Raw genomic sequence first — 14,989 nt, 5'->3', positions numbered from 1 at the left:
CGGCGCAGCGGCCTCGAAGTCTCACAAGTTACTTAAGCGCTGCGCGCGAGATCAAAGCCTCTCTGCGTCCTCTGCGCCTCTGCGCGAACCCACTCTTTCTCCTTCTCCGCGCCTCCGCGTAAAAAACGTTAGCGCCCGAACCCCGCAGGCGCCGGCGACACGACCACCGTCGTGCCGCCCTGGACCTCCTGCACCTCCAACGCCCGCTCCGCCACGCCATCGCGCCCGAAGCGGAACGCCCCGTCGATCCCGGCGAAACCATCGCCATCCCGCAACCGCCCCTCGGGAAACGCACGCCCGACCGGCCAGTCGCGCGAGATGCGCACCGTCAGCAGCACCGCGTCATAGCCCAGGCTCGACAACCGGTACGGCGCCGCGCCGTAGCGCGCGCGGTATTTGGTCGCATATTGCCGGTACAGATTGTCCGCCACGCTCGCGAACCACGCGCCGTTCAGCCCCGGCCGTGCCGCCAGCCCGCTCTCCGAATTCCACAATTCGGTGCCGAGGATGCGCGTCGACGCCCCGCTGCCGCGCTTGACCAGCGGCGCCGCCACGCCCGCGCTCGCGCTGCCGTCGGCGACCAGCACCGCGCCATAGGGCGCCTTGGCGTTGAGCCGCGTCACCGCGCCGGCGATGCCGCCCGCCACCCGGCCATAGGTCTGCAGCGAGACGACCTCGCCCCCCGCCCCCTCGACCGAGCGCAGGAACGCCGTCGACGCGCGCTCGCCGTACAGCCCGTTGGGGATCAACCCGGCAAAGCTCGTCACCCCGCGCCCGCGCGCATATTGCACCACCCGGTCGATCGATTGCGCCGGCGCATAGCCCATCAGATAGACGCCGTTGCCCGCCACCGACACGTCGTTGGAGAAGCTCAGCACCGGCACCCCCGCCGCCTTGGCGATCGGCGCCACCGCGCGCACGTCGTCGGACAAGAGCGGCCCCAGGATCAGCTGCGCGCCCTCGGCGATCGCGCGTTGCGCCGCGGCGCCCGCGCCGGTCGCGGTGTCGTAATTGGTGATGCGCACCTTGTCGGTGCCGGTGTCGAGCACCGCCAGCATCGTCGCATTGGCGATCGAGCGGCCGACCCCGGCGTTGCTCCCCGACAAGGGCACCAGCAGCGCGACGCGGTTGCGCGCGGCATCGCGCGGCAGGCCCGCCTCGACCGCCTCGGGCCGGTTCGCCTGCGGCCGTGCGACGGGGCGATCGGGCGCCGCCACCGGCCCGCGCGGCACCACGGTCGAGCAGGCGGCGAGCATCGCCGCGCCCAGCACCGCGACCCAGCGCGCCACGATGCGCGAGCGCTGTCCAACCCGTGCTGCCTCTGCCATGACGTGTCCCGTGGCCATATTCGAAAATCCCCCTGAATCCAGGCTGTCCCCCGGTCTGTACATCGTCGCGACGCCGATCGGCAATCTTGCTGACCTAAGTCCCCGCGCCGCCGACATCCTGACCCGCGCCGACGTCGTAGCGGTCGAGGACAGCCGCGTCACCGCCGGCCTGCTCCGCCATATCGGCGCCAAGCGCCCGATGGTTCCCTATCACGACCACAATGCCGAAGGCGTCCGCCCCGGCCTGATCGCGCGCATGGCCACCGAAGCGGTCGCGCTCGTCTCCGACGCCGGCACCCCGCTGATTTCCGACCCCGGCTACAAGCTGGTCCGCGACGCGCGCGCCGCCGGCCATCTGGTCGTCACCATCCCCGGCCCCTGCGCCGCGATCGCCGCGCTGACGCTCGCCGGCCTGCCGACCGACCGCTTCCTGTTCGCCGGCTTCCTGCCCAGCAAGGCCAAGGCGCGTAGCGACGCCATCGCCGAGATCGCGACCGTCCGCGCCACCCTGATCCTCTACGAATCGGGTCCGCGCCTGTCGGCCTGCCTGTCTGCACTCGCGGAGGGCCTGGGCGACCGCGACGCCGCCGTGACGCGCGAGATCACCAAACGCTACGAAGAGGCGGTCACCGGCACGTTGACGACGCTCGCCGCCCGCTACGAAGACGCTCCCCCGAAAGGCGAGATCGTCATCGTCGTCGCCCCGCCGGGAGAAGCCCCGCCCCCCGATGCAGCAGATGCCGACGCCGCGCTGGCGGAAGCGCTCACCCGCCTGCCGGTTGCGAAGGCGGCGGGAGAGGTGGCGAAGGCGTTCGGGCTGGACCGCAAGGAGCTGTACGCGAGGGCGCTGGCGATGAAGGGGTGAGGGCTGCGTCTGCTGAAACTTGACGTCGGCGTACTTGCCGGACGGTGTGCGCCGCGGCACCTTCCCACAATGCCCCGTCCGCCCCGCCGACCCACCACGCACGCGCGCCAGAACGCCGAAGTCGCCGGGCGACGCGGCGAGCGGCTCGCCGGCTGGTGGTTGCGGCTGAAGGGCTGGTCGATTCTCGACCGCCGAGTCCGCACACCGGCGGGCGAAGTCGACTTGGTCGCACGCCGCGGGAAATTGATCGCCTTCGTCGAGGTCAAGACGCGGGCCACCGCCGCCGAACTCGATGTCGCGATCGACCAGCGCCGCCTCGCCCGCGTCGCCGCGGCGGCGGAGGTGCTGATGCCGCGCTATGCCGGCCCGGGCGACGACATCCGCGTCGACGTCATCCTCCTCGCCCCCGGCACCCGCCCGCGCCATATCGAGAATGCGTGGATCGGGGAGTAGGATGCCCTCCCAACTCCCGCCGTCACCCCGGACGTGTTCCGGGGTCCACCCATCCACTACGGCAGGACTCGAGCCTCTTTCCATATGCCTCGCCGCGGAGTGGACCCCGGAACAAGTCCGGGGTGACGGAGGATATGGGCGAGCGCCGCCCCTCCTCCACGCGAACCACAGCTACACCGCCCCCAAGCCCCACGCAGGTGACATTCGCCCGGGCGCGCCCTACCTGCCGTTGGAAATTCCAATCGGAGTGCCCCGATGTCCCTCACCGTCGCCGTCCAGATGGACCCGCTCGCGCAGATCGCCATCGCGGGCGATTCGACCTTCGCGCTGATGCTGTCCGCGCAGGCGCGCGGCCACCGGCTGTTCCATTACACCGCAGAGGACCTCAACTACCGCGACGGCCGCGTCTGGGCGAAGGCGCACCCCGTCACCGTGCAGCGCGTCGAGGGCGACCATTTCCGCTTCGACGCCCCCGTCAGCCTCGACCTCGGCGACACCGCGGACGTCGTGCTCATGCGGCAGGACCCGCCCTTCGACCTCGGCTATATCACCGCAACGCATCTGCTCGAACGGATCGCCGACCGGACGCTCGTCGTCAACGATCCGGTCAGCGTCCGCAACGCGCCCGAAAAGGTGTTCGTCCTCGACTACGCGCGCTTCATGCCGCCGACGCTGGTGACGCGAAGCCTCGACGAGGCGCGCGCCTTCCTTGCCGAACATGGCGACATCGTCGTCAAGCCGCTGCACGGCAACGGCGGCAAGGCGATCTTCCGCGTTGGCAGCGACGGCGCCAACCTCTCCGCGCTGATCGAGGTGTTCAACCAGACGTGGCGCGAACCGCACATGATCCAGGCGTTCCTGCCCGCCGTCGCGCAGGGCGACAAGCGCATCGTGCTGGTCGACGGCGAGGTGGCGGGCGCGATCAACCGCCTGCCCGGCGAGGGCGAGATCCGCTCCAACCTCGCGGTCGGCGGCTCCGCGGTGAAGACCGAACTGACCGAGAAGGAGCGCGAAATCTGCGCCGCGCTCGGGCCGGAGCTCAAGCGCCGTGGCCTGCTGTTCGTCGGCATCGACGTGATCGGTGGCGAATGGCTGACCGAGATCAACGTCACCTCCCCCACCGGCATCGTCGCGATCGAACGCTTCGACGGCACCGACGTCGCCGGCCTCATCTGGGACGCGATCGAGCACAAAGTGGCGGAACGCGGCTGACGCGTCCGCCGTTGAGGACAGAAGCAACACCCCGAACCGCCCGAACCGTTCGTGCTGAGCCTGTCGAAGCACCTTGGGTCTCACTTGCCCTTCGACAGGTTCAGGGCGAACGGAGGCTATATGTCCAGCACCCCACACCAACGCCCATGACCGAGTTCATCCTCAACGCCATCGCCTGGGGCGGCTATCTCGGCATCTTCCTGCTGATGGCGCTGGAGAACATCATTCCGCCGATCCCGTCGGAGGTCATCATGGGCCTCGGCGGCATGGCGGTCGCGCGCGGCGACATGACGATCGTCCCGCTGGTGCTGTGGGGCACCGCCGGCACCACCGCGGGCAATTACGTCTGGTATCATGTCGGCCGCCACATCGGCTACCAGCGCTTCCGCCCGTTCATCGACCGCCATGGCCGCTGGCTGACGATGGAATGGGAGGACGTCGAAAAACTCCATCGGTTCTTCGTCAAGCGCGGCGGCTGGGTGGTGTTCGTGTTCCGCTTCATGCCGACCTTCCGCACGTTGGTCTCGCTGCCCGCGGGGATCACCTGCATGCCGCTATGGCGATTCCTGATCTGGACCTTCGCCGGCAGCCTGATCTGGAACGCCATCCTCGCCGCCGCCGGCCTGTACCTCGGTTCGCGCTATGCGGAGCTCGACAAATACGTCGGCCCGCTCGCCATCGCGCTGACCGTGGTGATGATCGGCGGTTACCTCTGGCGCGTCGCGACGTGGAAACCGCGACGGCGGTGAGCCCTGAGCGTCTCGCGACCAAACTCGCGCGCCCTCAGCCGTGCGGATGCGCGTTCCGGTACACGTCGAGCAGATGCGCCGCATCGACCGCGGTATAGATCTGCGTCGAGCTGAGGCTGGCATGCCCCAGCAGCTCCTGCAACGCGCGCAGGTCCGCGCCCCGCCCCAGCAGATGCGTCGCGAAGCTGTGGCGCAGCGCATGCGGCGTCGTCCGCTCGCCCAGCCCCAGCCGCCCCCGCGCCATCCGCACCGCGCGGCGGATCATCACCGGCGACAGCGGCCCGCCCTTGGCGCCGCGGAACAGCGGCTCGTGCGGCGCCAGCACCCACGGCTGTTGCGCGGCGTAGGCGTCGATCGCGTCGCGCACCTGCGGCAGCAGCGGCACGATCCGCGTCTTGTCGCGCTTGCCGGTCACGCTCAGCGTCGGCCCCAGCGGCAGCACCCGCGCCGGCAGCGCGATCGCCTCGCCGATGCGCAGCCCCGCGCCATACAGCAGCAGCAGTACCGCCCAGTCGCGCGCGCCGATCCACGGTTCGGCCGCATCGTCCGCCACCTCGCCGGCGAGCGCCATCACCTCCTCGGGCGCGATCGGCCGCGGCACGCCTTTCCTGACCCGCGGCCCCTTCAGGCCCGGCGGCGCCGCCTGTGGCGCGGCGAAAGCGAGGAAGCCGCGCACCGCCGACAGTTCGCGCGCGGCGGACGCGTTGCCCAGCCCCTCGGCCCGCCGGGCCGCCAGGAACGCGCGCAGGTCCGCCGCGGTCACCCGCGCCAGCATCGCCGCGCTCGCCGCCTCGCCCCAGTGCCCCTGCAGAAAGGCGACCAGCCGCTCCGCCGTCGCGCGATAGGCGCGCACGGTATGCGCCGATCGCCGCCGGTCGCGTGCCAGATGCGCCGCCCATTGGATCGATAGCGGAGGCGCGGGATCGTTCATGTCACCGTACTTGTGACGCGCGCCGGCCGCCGGGGGAAGGACATTTTAACCGATAGCATGCAAGGGCTTGGCGACCATGAGCGATGCAGCCTGCTTCTCCGATCTGCGTTACGACGAAACCGGCCGACTGGCCGCGTTGCACGCGCTGGACATGCTCGACAGCGATCCCGAACGCGAATTCGACGCGCTGGTCGCGCTGGCCGCGCAGATGCTCGGCTGTCCGGTCGCGCTCATCACGATGATCGACCGCGAGCGATTGTGGATCAAGGCGACCACGATGCCCGGCGAACGCAATGTCGACCGCGACATCGCGATCTGCGACTGGACGATCCGCCAGGACGTGCCGATGATCGTCGACGACCTGGCGCAGGACGATCGCTTCCGCGACAATCCGCTGGTCGTCGATCATGGCAACCGCTTCTACGCCGGCACCGCGATCCATGTCGCCGACGGCGACGGCATCCGCCAGCCGATCGGCACCTTGTGCGTGCTCGACGACAGTCCCCGCTCGCTCAACGCCGCGGGCGAAGCGGCGCTGCGCCATCTCGCCAGCCTCGCCGAGGCGCTGATCGCGGCGCGGCGCACCGCATTGGAGGCGCTGCGCATCGCCAAGACGGGGGAGGAGCTCGTCGGCCGGCTCGCGCGCAACGACCGCATCTTCCGCCAGGCGGAACGGATCGCGATGATCGGATCGTGGCGGCTGTCGGTCGCCGATTCGACGCTCGACTGGTCCGAAAACGTCTTCCGCATCCACGACCTGCCGGTCGGCGCGATTCCCGCGCTGGCGAACGCGCTGGACTTCTATCCGCCGCACGCCCGCGCCATCGTCAGCGACGTGCTGGCGCGGACGATGGCGACGGGTGAGCCGTTCGACTTCGAAACCGACTTCATCACCGCCGACGGCCGCCAGCGCCGGGTACGCTCGGCGGGCGAGGCGGAGATGGCGAATGGCGTCGTCACCGCGTTGGTCGGCGTATTCCAGGACCTGACCGAACGCCACCAGCTCGAGGTGCAGTTGCGCCGCTCCGCCGACATCGACGCGCTGACCGGCATCGCCAACCGCGCGGCGTTCGACCGCGAGCTGGATGCGGCGATGGACGCCGCCCGGCGCGACGGCTCGCCGCTGATGCTCGCGCTGATCGATCTCGACGGGTTCAAGGGGATCAACGATTCGCTCGGCCACGATGCCGGCGACGACGTGCTGCGGCTGACCGGACTCGCGCTGACCCAGCCCTGGCTGCGCGACTGCTTCGCCGCGCGCATCGGCGGCGACGAATTCGCCATCGTCGTCACCGACCCGCAGCTCATCGCGCACGCCGCTCAGTTCCGCCTCGATATCGAGGCGGCGCTGCGCGTGTCGGTCGAGGCGGGCGGGATCACCATGACCAGCGGTGGATCGGTCGGCACCGCGGCGTTCGACGCCGACTGCCATTCGCTGCGCGACTTCGCCCGCCGCGCCGATGCGATGCTCTATGCCGCCAAGCGCGCCCGGGTCGGCGGCCGGCGTGCGCTGCCGCGCCGGGCGGCTTAAGGCTTCACGCCGACTCGCCCAGCCCCCATATGGGGCGGGTCATGTCTTCGCGTGCCCGCGTCCTCGTCCTCAATTCCGCGCTCGGCCCGCTCGACTATCGCGTGCCGGCAGGCATGGCGGTCGAGCCGGGGTCGGTCGTCATCGCGCCGCTCGGGCCGCGCCAGCTGCTCGGCGTGGTGTGGGAGCCGGAACGGCTGCCCTCCGACGCGGAGGTCGGCGACAACCGCCTGCGCCCGCTGCTCGGCGTGGTCGACGTGCCGCCGCTCGCCGCGCCGCTGCGCCGGCTGGTCGAATGGACCGCCGGTTATTATCTCAGTCCCCCGGCGTCGGTCGTGCGGATGGCGCTCGCCTCGACCTCGGCGCTGGAGGGCGCGCGCACCGCGACCGAATATCGCGTCACCGGCCACGTCCCGCCACGCCTGACGCCGCAGCGTGAGCAGGCGCTGGAGCGGATCGGCGACCGTCAGGGCCTGATCCGCGAACTGGCTGCCATCGCCGACGTCTCCGACGCGGTCATCCGCGGCCTGGTGAAGACCGGTGCGATCGAGGCGGTCGAGGTCGATATCGACAGCCCTTACCCGCGCCCCGATCCGGCGTTCGGCCCCCCGACGCTGGCCGAGGCGCAACGCGCCGCCGCGCAGACGCTCGTCGAAGGGGTAGCCGCGCACGCATTCCGCCCCACCCTGCTCGACGGCGTCACCGGATCGGGCAAGACCGAGGTCTATTTCGAGGCGGTGGCGGAGGCGATCCGGCAGGGCGGCCAATGCCTCGTCCTGCTCCCCGAGATCGCGCTGACCGAACCCTTCCTCAAGCGCTTCCACGACCGTTTCGGGTGCGAGCCGGTGGCCTGGCATTCGGGCCTACGCTCGACCCAGCGCCGCCGCGCCTGGCGGGCGATCGCGACCGGCGAGGCGCTGGTGACGGTCGGCGCGCGCTCGGCGCTGTTCCTGCCCTATCGCAACCTCGGCCTGATCGTCGTCGACGAGGCGCACGAGACGAGCTTCAAGCAGGAAGAGGGCGTTCATTACCACGCCCGCGACGTCGCGGTGATGCGCGGCAAGTTCGAAGGCTGCCCGGTGATCCTCGCCAGCGCCACCCCGGCGATCGAGACGCGCCAGCAGGTCGCATTGGGCCGCTACGAAGAACTGAAGCTGCCCGGCCGCTACGGCGCCGCCGAGATGCCGACGATCGAGCCGATCGACCTGATCCAGTCGCCCCCCGAACGCGGCCGCTGGCTCGCCCCCAAGCTCGTCGCCGCGCTGGAGGAAACGCTCGCCAGGGGCGAACAGTCGCTGCTGTTCCTCAACCGTCGCGGCTATGCGCCGCTTACCCTGTGCCGGACGTGCGGGCATCGTTTCCAATGCCCCAATTGCACCGCCTGGATGGTCGAGCACCGGCTGACCCGCCGCCTCGCCTGCCACCATTGCGGCCACGTCATGCCGACGCCGCGCGCCTGCCCGGAATGCAAGGAAGAGGACAGCCTCGTCGCCTGCGGCCCCGGTGTCGAACGCATCGCCGACGAGGTCACCGCGCTGTTTCCCGAGGCGAAGACCGCGGTCGTTACCTCAGATACGATCTGGTCCCCGGCCAAGGCGGCGGAGTTCGTCGGGCGGATGGAGGCGGGCGACATCGACATCGTCGTCGGCACGCAATTGGTCACCAAGGGCTATCACTTCCCCAATCTGACGCTGGTCGGCGTGGTCGATGCCGACCTTGGGCTGGAGGGCGGCGACCTGCGCGCCGCCGAACGCACGTTCCAGCAGATCCGCCAGGTGTCGGGGCGCGCCGGGCGCGGCGCCAAGCCCGGCCACGTCTTCATCCAAACGCACAGTCCCAAGGCGCAGGTGATGCAGGCGCTCATCACCGGCGACGCCGAGGCCTTCTATGACGCCGAGACGGAGGCACGCCGCGACGCCGGCGCCCCGCCGTTCGGCCGCTACGCCGCGATCGTGATATCGTCGGAGGATCAGGCCTGCGCCAACGAGATCGCCCGGCTGGTCGCGCGATCGGCGCCGCGGGTCGACGGCATGGCGGTCTACGGCCCCGCCCCTGCCCCGCTGGCGATGCTACGCGGCCGCCACCGCTACCGCCTGCTTGTCCACGCCCGCCGCGCGCTCGACGTGCAGGACGTCATCCGCGACTGGCTCGGCGCGCTCGACTGGCCGGCGAAGGCGCGGGTGACGGTCGACGTCGACCCGTACAACTTCCTGTAGCGACCCCCGTCCGTTGCGGGGGCTGGCGCGTCAGGCGGCGCGTTCGGCCAATACGGTCAGGCCCTTGGCGTTGACCTCGGCGAAGCCGCCCTGGATCGCGATCGTTTCGGGCGTGGCGCCTTCGGTGCGATAGACCGACAGTGCGCCGTCGCGGACGGTGGACATCAGCGGCGCATGGCCCTCCAGCACGCCGAAGTCGCCCTCGGTGCCGGGAACGACGACCATGTACACGTCCTCGGAACGGACGAGCTTTTCGGGCGTGACGAGTTCGAAGTGGAGCATGGTGTTGCCTATACTCCCTCTCCCCTCCGGGGAGAGGGTCGGGGTGAGGGGAAGGTGTCTCGCAGAGAGGCCGGTCTCGGTGAGACGCCGCCCCTCTCCCAACCCTCTCCCCGGCGGGGAGAGGGCTTTTGCATCGGCTTACGCGTCCTGCGCCATCTTCTCGGCCTTGGCGACGACTTCGTCGATGCCGCCGACCATGTAGAACGCGCCTTCGGGCAGGTGATCGTATTCGCCGTCGACGACCGCCTTGAAGCTGCGGATCGTGTCCTCGATCTGCACGAACTTGCCGCTGATGCCGGTGAAGACCTCGGCGACGTGGAACGGCTGACTGAGGAAGCGCTGGATCTTGCGGGCGCGCGTGACGGTCAGCTTATCCTCTTCGGACAGTTCGTCCATGCCGAGGATGGCGATGATGTCCTGCAGGCTCTTGTAGCGCTGGAGCAGCGACTGGACGGCGCGCGCCGTCTCGTAATGCTCCTGGCCGACGATGCGCGGCTCGAGGACGCGGCTGGTCGAATCGAGCGGATCGACCGCCGGATAGATGCCGAGTTCCGAGATCGCGCGGTTGAGCACGGTCGTCGCGTCCAGGTGGGCGAAGGACGTGGCCGGCGCCGGATCGGTGAGATCGTCCGCGGGGACGTACACGGCCTGCACCGAGGTGATCGACCCCTTGTTGGTCGAGGTGATGCGCTCCTGCAGCGCGCCCATGTCGGTCGACAGCGTCGGCTGATAGCCCACCGCCGACGGGATGCGGCCGAGCAGCGCCGACACTTCGGCGCCCGCCTGGGTGAAGCGGAAGATGTTGTCGACGAAGAACAGCACGTCCTGCCCTTCCTGATCGCGGAAATATTCGGCGATGGTCAGGCCCGACAGCGCGACGCGGGCGCGGGCGCCCGGCGGCTCGTTCATCTGGCCGAACACCAGCGCGACCTTCGAGCCCTCGCTGATCGGATTGCCCTCGGCATCCTTGGCGATGACGCCCGCGTCGAGGAATTCGTGATAGAGGTCGTTGCCCTCACGCGTGCGCTCGCCGACGCCGGCGAACACCGAGGTGCCGCCGTGGCCCTTGGCGATGTTGTTGATGAGCTCCTGGATCAGCACGGTCTTGCCGACGCCGGCGCCGCCGAACAGGCCGATCTTGCCGCCCTTCGCGTACGGCGCGAGCAGGTCGATGACCTTGATGCCGGTCACGAGGATGGCGCTCTCGGTCGACTGGTCGACGAACAGCGGCGCGGGCGCATGGATCGGCGCGCGCAGATCGGTGGCGACGGGCCCGCGCTCGTCGATCGGCTCGCCGATGACGTTCATGATGCGGCCGAGCGTCGCCGGGCCGACGGGGACGCTGATCTGGCTGCCGGTGTCGCGCACCGACTGGCCGCGGGTCAGGCCCTCGGTCGCGTCCATCGCGATCGTGCGGACGGTGTTCTCGCCGAGATGCTGCGCGACCTCGAGGACGAGGCGCGTGCCGTTGTTGTCCGTCTCGAGCGCCGAGAGGATGGCGGGCAGGTTGTCCGGGAAGTGGACGTCGACGACCGCGCCGATGATCTGCGAGATCGTGCCCGTCGTGTTGCTGCTGCCCGTGTTCTGCGTTGGGCGGATGTCGTCTGCGGCGGTTGCCATGGCGGTTCTTCCTCTGTTTCGACCGGACTAGCTGCGCTCTACCCAGCTACCTGTAATCGTTCGTCTGTACCGGCGCTCGACCATGGCCCAATCGCCTGTCGCTCCGCCAAACTCAATCAATCTCATTTCGAACGAGCAGACTTGGACTCGCTCTTCACTTCGACACTTCAATCCGCGAATCTCGACCTCGGGCTGAAAAGCCACACCGGGGGCGGAAGCGGTCTGTGCTGCCTTTGCCCGCGCTATTCCGATCTTGCCGGCTTCCTGCATGGCAATGTTCGCTTCGTTTATCGTCTTCATTTCAGCGCCTGCTGCCGGTGACGCGATTAGCATCAACACGGAGACATAGCCCATATCCGTCCAGCTCTACAGCGCCTCCGCACCCGAGATGATCTCGACCAGTTCGGTCGTGATCGCGGCCTGACGCGTGCGGTTATACTGGATCGACAGACGGTTTATCATGTCGCCCGCGTTGCGGGTGGCATTGTCCATCGCGTTCATGCGGCTGCCCTGTTCCGACGCGGCGTTTTCGAGCATCGCGCGGAAGACCTGGATCGCGACGTTGCGCGGCAGCAGGTCGGCGAGGATGCCCTCTTCGTCGGGTTCGTATTCGACGACGGCGCCGGCGGACGTGGCCGAAGTGGAGGGCACGTCGGCCTTGGAATCACTCACCGCGACCGGGATGATCTGCTGTCCGACCGGCAGCTGCACCAGCGCCGAGACGAACTTGGCGTAGAACAGGTGCGCGACGTCGAACTCGCCCGCGGCATAGCGCGCGAGCAGGTCGTCGGCGACTTCGCGGGCCTGCTGGAAGCCCAGGGTCTTGTGCCCGCCCAGCTCGTGATCGGCGGCAATCGCATTCGGGTAGAAGCGGCGCAGCACGCGGCCCTTCTTGCCGGCGAGGTAGAAGCGCACGGTCTTGCCCTGCGCCTCCAGCTCCTCCGCCTTGCGGCGGGCGGCGCGGACGATGTTGGTGTTGAACGCGCCCGCAAGACCGCGTTCCGACGTCGCGACGACGAGCAGATGCACCTGGTCCTTGCCGGTGCCCGACAGCAACGGCGAGACGGTGGCGCCGCCGGCGAGCTGGCGCGACAGGCTGGCAACGACCGCCTCCAGCCGCTCGGCATAGGGACGCCCGGCCTGCGCCGCCTCCTGCGCACGGCGCAGCTTGGCGGCGGCGACCATCTTCATCGCCTTGGTGATCTTCTGGGTCGATTTGACCGAGTTGATCCTGATCTTGAGGGCCTTCAGGCTTGCCATTCTAGTTCGTCACCATTCCCTCGAACCGTCATGCCGGACTTGTTCCGGCATCCACTTCTCCTCAAGACCCGGCGGGATTTGAGGCGCGGTGGACCCCGGAACAAGTCCGGGGTGACGGCGTGTGTGTGTCAGCCGCTATGCACCAAACTCAGGCGAAGGTCTTCGCGAACTGGTCGAGCGCGGCCTTCAGCCCCGCCTTCGCCTCGTCGCCGAGATCGCGCGTCTCGCGGATCTTGGTGAGGACGCCGGCGTGATTGGCGCGCAGGTCCTGCAGCATCGCCGCTTCGTAGCGGACGACGTCGTTCACCGCGACCTTGTCGAGATAGCCGTTGGTCCCTGCGAAGATCGACGCGGTCTGTTCCTCGAACGGCATCGGCGAGAACTGCGCCTGCTTGAGCAGCTCGGTCAGGCGCGCGCCGCGGTTGAGCAGCTTCTGCGTGCTCGCGTCGAGGTCCGAACCGAACTGCGCGAACGCCGCCATCTCGCGATACTGGGCGAGCTCGAGCTTGATCGAGCCCGACACCTTCTTCATCGCCTTGGTCTGCGCGGCCGAGCCGACGCGGCTGACCGACAGGCCGACGTTGATCGCGGGGCGGATGCCGGCGAAGAACAGGTCGGTTTCGAGGAAGATCTGGCCGTCGGTGATCGAGATCACGTTGGTCGGGATATAGGCCGACACGTCGCCTGCCTGCGTCTCGATGATCGGCAGCGCGGTGAGCGAACCGCCGCCATTGGCGTCCGACATCTTGGCGGCGCGCTCCAGCAGGCGGCTGTGCAGGTAGAAGACGTCGCCCGGATAGGCTTCACGGCCCGGCGGGCGGCGCAGCAGCAGCGACATCTGGCGATAGGCGACCGCCTGCTTCGACAGATCGTCGAACACGATCAGCGCATGCATGCCGTTGTCGCGGAAATACTCGCCCATCGCGGCGCCCGTATAAGGGGCGAGGAACTGCATCGGCGCCGGCTCCGACGCGGTCGCGGCGACGACGATGGAATATTCCATCGCGCCATTCTCTTCGAGCGTCTTGACGAGCTGCGCGACGGTCGAGCGCTTCTGGCCGACCGCGACGTAGACGCAGTACAGCTTCTTCGATTCGTCCGAACCCTGGTTCACCGTCTTCTGGTTGATGAACGCGTCGATCGCGACCGCCGACTTGCCGGTCTGGCGATCGCCGATGATGAGCTCGCGCTGGCCGCGGCCGACCGGCACGAGCGCGTCGATCGCCTTGAGGCCCGACTGCATCGGCTCGCTGACCGACTGGCGCGGGATGATGCCCGGCGCCTTCACCTCGACGCGGCTGCGGCCTTCGGCGACGATCGGGCCCTTGCCGTCGATCGGATTGCCGAGGCCATCGACGACGCGGCCGAGCAGGCCCTTGCCGATCGGCACGTCGACGATCGTGCCGGTACGCTTGACGATGTCGCCCTCGCGGATTTCCGAGTCCGACCCGAAGATCACAACGCCGACGTTGTCGGCCTCGAGGTTGAGCGCCATGCCCTGCACGCCGTTGGCGAATTCGACCATCTCGCCCGCCTGGACGTTGTCGAGGCCGTAGATGCGGGCGATGCCGTCACCGACGCTCAGCACCTGGCCGGTTTCGGACACCTGGGCCTGATCGCCGAAATTGCTGATCTGGTCCTTGATGACCTTGGAGATTTCTGCGGCGCGGATATCCATTTGCGTTAGCCCTTCATCGCGTGCGCGAGAGTGTTGAGACGGGTGCGGATCGACGAATCGATCATTTGCGAACCGATACGGACGACCAGGCCGCCGAGCAGTTCGGGATCGACCGTGAGGTCGACAGAAACGTCGCGGCCGACACGCTGGCGGAGCTGCTGCTTCAGCTCGGACACCTGTTCGTCGGTCAGCGGATGCGCGCTGGTCACGTCCGCGGTCGCTTCGCCGCGGTGGCGGCTGGCGAGCTGGCGATAGGCGCGGATGATCTGCGGCAGCGCGGCGAGGCGCCGGTTCTCGGCGAGGACGCCTAGGAAACTCCTGGTGGTCGCATCGACGCCGAGCGCGTCGGCGGTGGCGAGCACCGCCTTCACCGCCGCGCCGCGCGCGACGAGCGGGCTGGTGGTGAGGGTACGGAAATCCTCGCTGTCGGCGAGCGCCGTGCGCACCGCGGTCAGGCTCGCCTCGACCGCGTCGATATTCTTGCCGTCGCGCGCGAGTTCGAAGAGCGCGAGCGCGTAGCGGCCGCCCAGGCTCGCCTGTACGCCGCCACCCGAATTACCGCCCAAGTTACCGCTGGATGTCTCCACGGATGCGAAGTCCTCGTGCCGAATGTTGGCCCATGGGGAAGAGGGCGCGCAAACGCGCACCTGCTATGGGTGGCGGGCGGCTAGCATGGGGGTGGCGGGAGTGCAAGTCGAGTGGTGGGATGAGCGGTGGGTTGGAATGACGTTTGCCCCCATCCCTCCGTCATCAAGTCAGTTGTTGTGTGGTGGGAGGGCATCGCGGATGCGTGCGTTGGCGATGGTGATGATCTTACGCATGAGGGCGGCGATGGCGAGGCGCTTGGGTTTGCCGTTGGCGAGGAGG

General features: G+C 69.0%; 14 protein-coding genes and 1 pseudogene. 6 read left to right on the top strand and 9 right to left on the bottom strand.

Annotated elements, in window-relative coordinates; all coding sequences use genetic code 11:
• Positions 1 to 128: 128 nt before the first annotated feature.
• A complete protein-coding gene (locus tag M9979_RS12625; RefSeq protein WP_254289718.1) occupies positions 129 to 1,328 on the bottom strand; it encodes a penicillin-binding protein activator in 1,200 nt (399 codons plus the stop codon).
• Between M9979_RS12625 and rsmI the strand changes: the two genes are divergently transcribed.
• The 4 genes from rsmI to M9979_RS12605 all read left to right on the top strand — a co-directional run bounded on the left by rsmI (position 1,327) and on the right by M9979_RS12605 (position 4,607).
• Positions 1,327 to 2,193, top strand: coding sequence for a 16S rRNA (cytidine(1402)-2'-O)-methyltransferase (gene rsmI, locus M9979_RS12620; RefSeq protein ID WP_254289717.1), 867 nt, complete (start codon positions 1,327 to 1,329; stop codon positions 2,191 to 2,193). The two genes, M9979_RS12625 and rsmI, sit on opposite strands and share 2 nt — an antisense overlap.
• A gap of 69 nt (positions 2,194 to 2,262) precedes the next feature.
• Entirely contained in the window at positions 2,263 to 2,646 is a 384-nt protein-coding gene (locus M9979_RS12615; RefSeq protein ID WP_254289716.1) for a YraN family protein, read from the top strand.
• Between the two features lie 255 nt (positions 2,647 to 2,901).
• Complete coding sequence (gshB, locus tag M9979_RS12610) at positions 2,902 to 3,858, top strand: glutathione synthase (RefSeq protein ID WP_254289715.1); 957 nt, start codon at positions 2,902 to 2,904, stop codon at positions 3,856 to 3,858.
• Between the two features lie 146 nt (positions 3,859 to 4,004).
• Positions 4,005 to 4,607 carry a DedA family protein gene (locus M9979_RS12605; protein WP_254289714.1) on the top strand — a complete coding sequence of 201 codons (603 nt, stop codon included), beginning with the start codon at positions 4,005 to 4,007 and terminating at the stop codon, positions 4,605 to 4,607.
• Positions 4,608 to 4,641: 34 nt separating this feature from the next.
• On the opposite strand, the gene M9979_RS12600 is transcribed toward M9979_RS12605, so the two are convergent.
• Positions 4,642 to 5,538 carry a tyrosine recombinase XerC gene (locus M9979_RS12600; protein ID WP_254289713.1) on the bottom strand — a complete coding sequence of 299 codons (897 nt, stop codon included), beginning with the start codon at positions 5,536 to 5,538 and terminating at the stop codon, positions 4,642 to 4,644.
• A gap of 76 nt (positions 5,539 to 5,614) precedes the next feature.
• Here M9979_RS12600 and M9979_RS12595 point away from each other — a divergent pair, with 76 nt between their 5' ends.
• Complete coding sequence (locus M9979_RS12595; protein WP_254289712.1) at positions 5,615 to 7,069, top strand: diguanylate cyclase domain-containing protein; 1,455 nt, start codon at positions 5,615 to 5,617, stop codon at positions 7,067 to 7,069.
• Positions 7,070 to 7,110: 41 nt separating this feature from the next.
• The gene (locus M9979_RS12590) at positions 7,111 to 9,282 is read left to right on the top strand and encodes a primosomal protein N' (RefSeq protein ID WP_254289711.1); all 2,172 of its coding nucleotides are present in this window, start codon (positions 7,111 to 7,113) and stop codon (positions 9,280 to 9,282) included.
• Positions 9,283 to 9,312: 30 nt separating this feature from the next.
• Here M9979_RS12590 and M9979_RS12585 read toward each other — a convergent pair whose 3' ends face one another.
• From M9979_RS12585 to M9979_RS12555, 7 genes and pseudogenes are all read right to left on the bottom strand, one after another.
• Positions 9,313 to 9,564, bottom strand: a complete 252-nt coding sequence (locus tag M9979_RS12585; RefSeq protein WP_254289710.1) for an ATP synthase F1 subunit epsilon — start codon at positions 9,562 to 9,564, stop codon at positions 9,313 to 9,315.
• A 138-nt stretch (positions 9,565 to 9,702) separates the two neighbouring features.
• Positions 9,703 to 11,184 carry a F0F1 ATP synthase subunit beta gene (gene atpD, locus M9979_RS12580; RefSeq protein ID WP_254289709.1) on the bottom strand — a complete coding sequence of 494 codons (1,482 nt, stop codon included), beginning with the start codon at positions 11,182 to 11,184 and terminating at the stop codon, positions 9,703 to 9,705.
• 27 nt (positions 11,185 to 11,211) lie between these two features.
• A complete protein-coding gene (locus M9979_RS12575; RefSeq protein ID WP_254289708.1) occupies positions 11,212 to 11,484 on the bottom strand; it encodes a hypothetical protein in 273 nt (90 codons plus the stop codon).
• A gap of 66 nt (positions 11,485 to 11,550) precedes the next feature.
• Complete coding sequence (locus M9979_RS12570) at positions 11,551 to 12,444, bottom strand: F0F1 ATP synthase subunit gamma (RefSeq protein ID WP_254289707.1); 894 nt, start codon at positions 12,442 to 12,444, stop codon at positions 11,551 to 11,553.
• A gap of 148 nt (positions 12,445 to 12,592) precedes the next feature.
• Positions 12,593 to 14,122, bottom strand: coding sequence for a F0F1 ATP synthase subunit alpha (gene atpA / locus M9979_RS12565; RefSeq protein WP_254289706.1), 1,530 nt, complete (start codon positions 14,120 to 14,122; stop codon positions 12,593 to 12,595).
• Between the two features lie 5 nt (positions 14,123 to 14,127).
• Positions 14,128 to 14,709 carry a F0F1 ATP synthase subunit delta gene (locus tag M9979_RS12560; RefSeq protein ID WP_254289705.1) on the bottom strand — a complete coding sequence of 194 codons (582 nt, stop codon included), beginning with the start codon at positions 14,707 to 14,709 and terminating at the stop codon, positions 14,128 to 14,130.
• Between the two features lie 168 nt (positions 14,710 to 14,877).
• Positions 14,878 to 14,989 (bottom strand): annotated as a pseudogene (locus M9979_RS12555) (IS110 family transposase); the annotation flags it as partial.

This window comes from Sphingomonas liriopis (assembly GCF_024211255.1).
In the GTDB taxonomy this organism is placed as follows: Bacteria; Pseudomonadota; Alphaproteobacteria; order Sphingomonadales; family Sphingomonadaceae; genus Sphingomonas; species Sphingomonas liriopis.
This window is presented reverse-complemented; position numbering and strand designations above follow the sequence as displayed.

Bases quoted from the DNA above. Each gene is read 5' to 3' on its own strand.
- rsmI (WP_254289717.1), top strand. From the start codon at position 1,327: ATGACGTGTCCCGTGGCCATATTCGAAAATCCCCCTGAATCCAGGCTG.
- M9979_RS12625 (WP_254289718.1), bottom strand. From the start codon at position 1,328: ATGGCAGAGGCAGCACGGGTTGGACAGCGCTCGCGCATCGTGGCGCGC.
- M9979_RS12615 (WP_254289716.1), top strand. From the start codon at position 2,263: ATGCCCCGTCCGCCCCGCCGACCCACCACGCACGCGCGCCAGAACGCC.
- gshB (WP_254289715.1), top strand. From the start codon at position 2,902: ATGTCCCTCACCGTCGCCGTCCAGATGGACCCGCTCGCGCAGATCGCC.
- M9979_RS12605 (WP_254289714.1), top strand. From the start codon at position 4,005: ATGACCGAGTTCATCCTCAACGCCATCGCCTGGGGCGGCTATCTCGGC.
- M9979_RS12600 (WP_254289713.1), bottom strand. From the start codon at position 5,538: ATGAACGATCCCGCGCCTCCGCTATCGATCCAATGGGCGGCGCATCTG.
- M9979_RS12595 (WP_254289712.1), top strand. From the start codon at position 5,615: ATGAGCGATGCAGCCTGCTTCTCCGATCTGCGTTACGACGAAACCGGC.
- M9979_RS12590 (WP_254289711.1), top strand. From the start codon at position 7,111: ATGTCTTCGCGTGCCCGCGTCCTCGTCCTCAATTCCGCGCTCGGCCCG.
- M9979_RS12585 (WP_254289710.1), bottom strand. From the start codon at position 9,564: ATGCTCCACTTCGAACTCGTCACGCCCGAAAAGCTCGTCCGTTCCGAG.
- atpD (WP_254289709.1), bottom strand. From the start codon at position 11,184: ATGGCAACCGCCGCAGACGACATCCGCCCAACGCAGAACACGGGCAGC.
- M9979_RS12575 (WP_254289708.1), bottom strand. From the start codon at position 11,484: ATGAAGACGATAAACGAAGCGAACATTGCCATGCAGGAAGCCGGCAAG.
- M9979_RS12570 (WP_254289707.1), bottom strand. From the start codon at position 12,444: ATGGCAAGCCTGAAGGCCCTCAAGATCAGGATCAACTCGGTCAAATCG.
- atpA (WP_254289706.1), bottom strand. From the start codon at position 14,122: ATGGATATCCGCGCCGCAGAAATCTCCAAGGTCATCAAGGACCAGATC.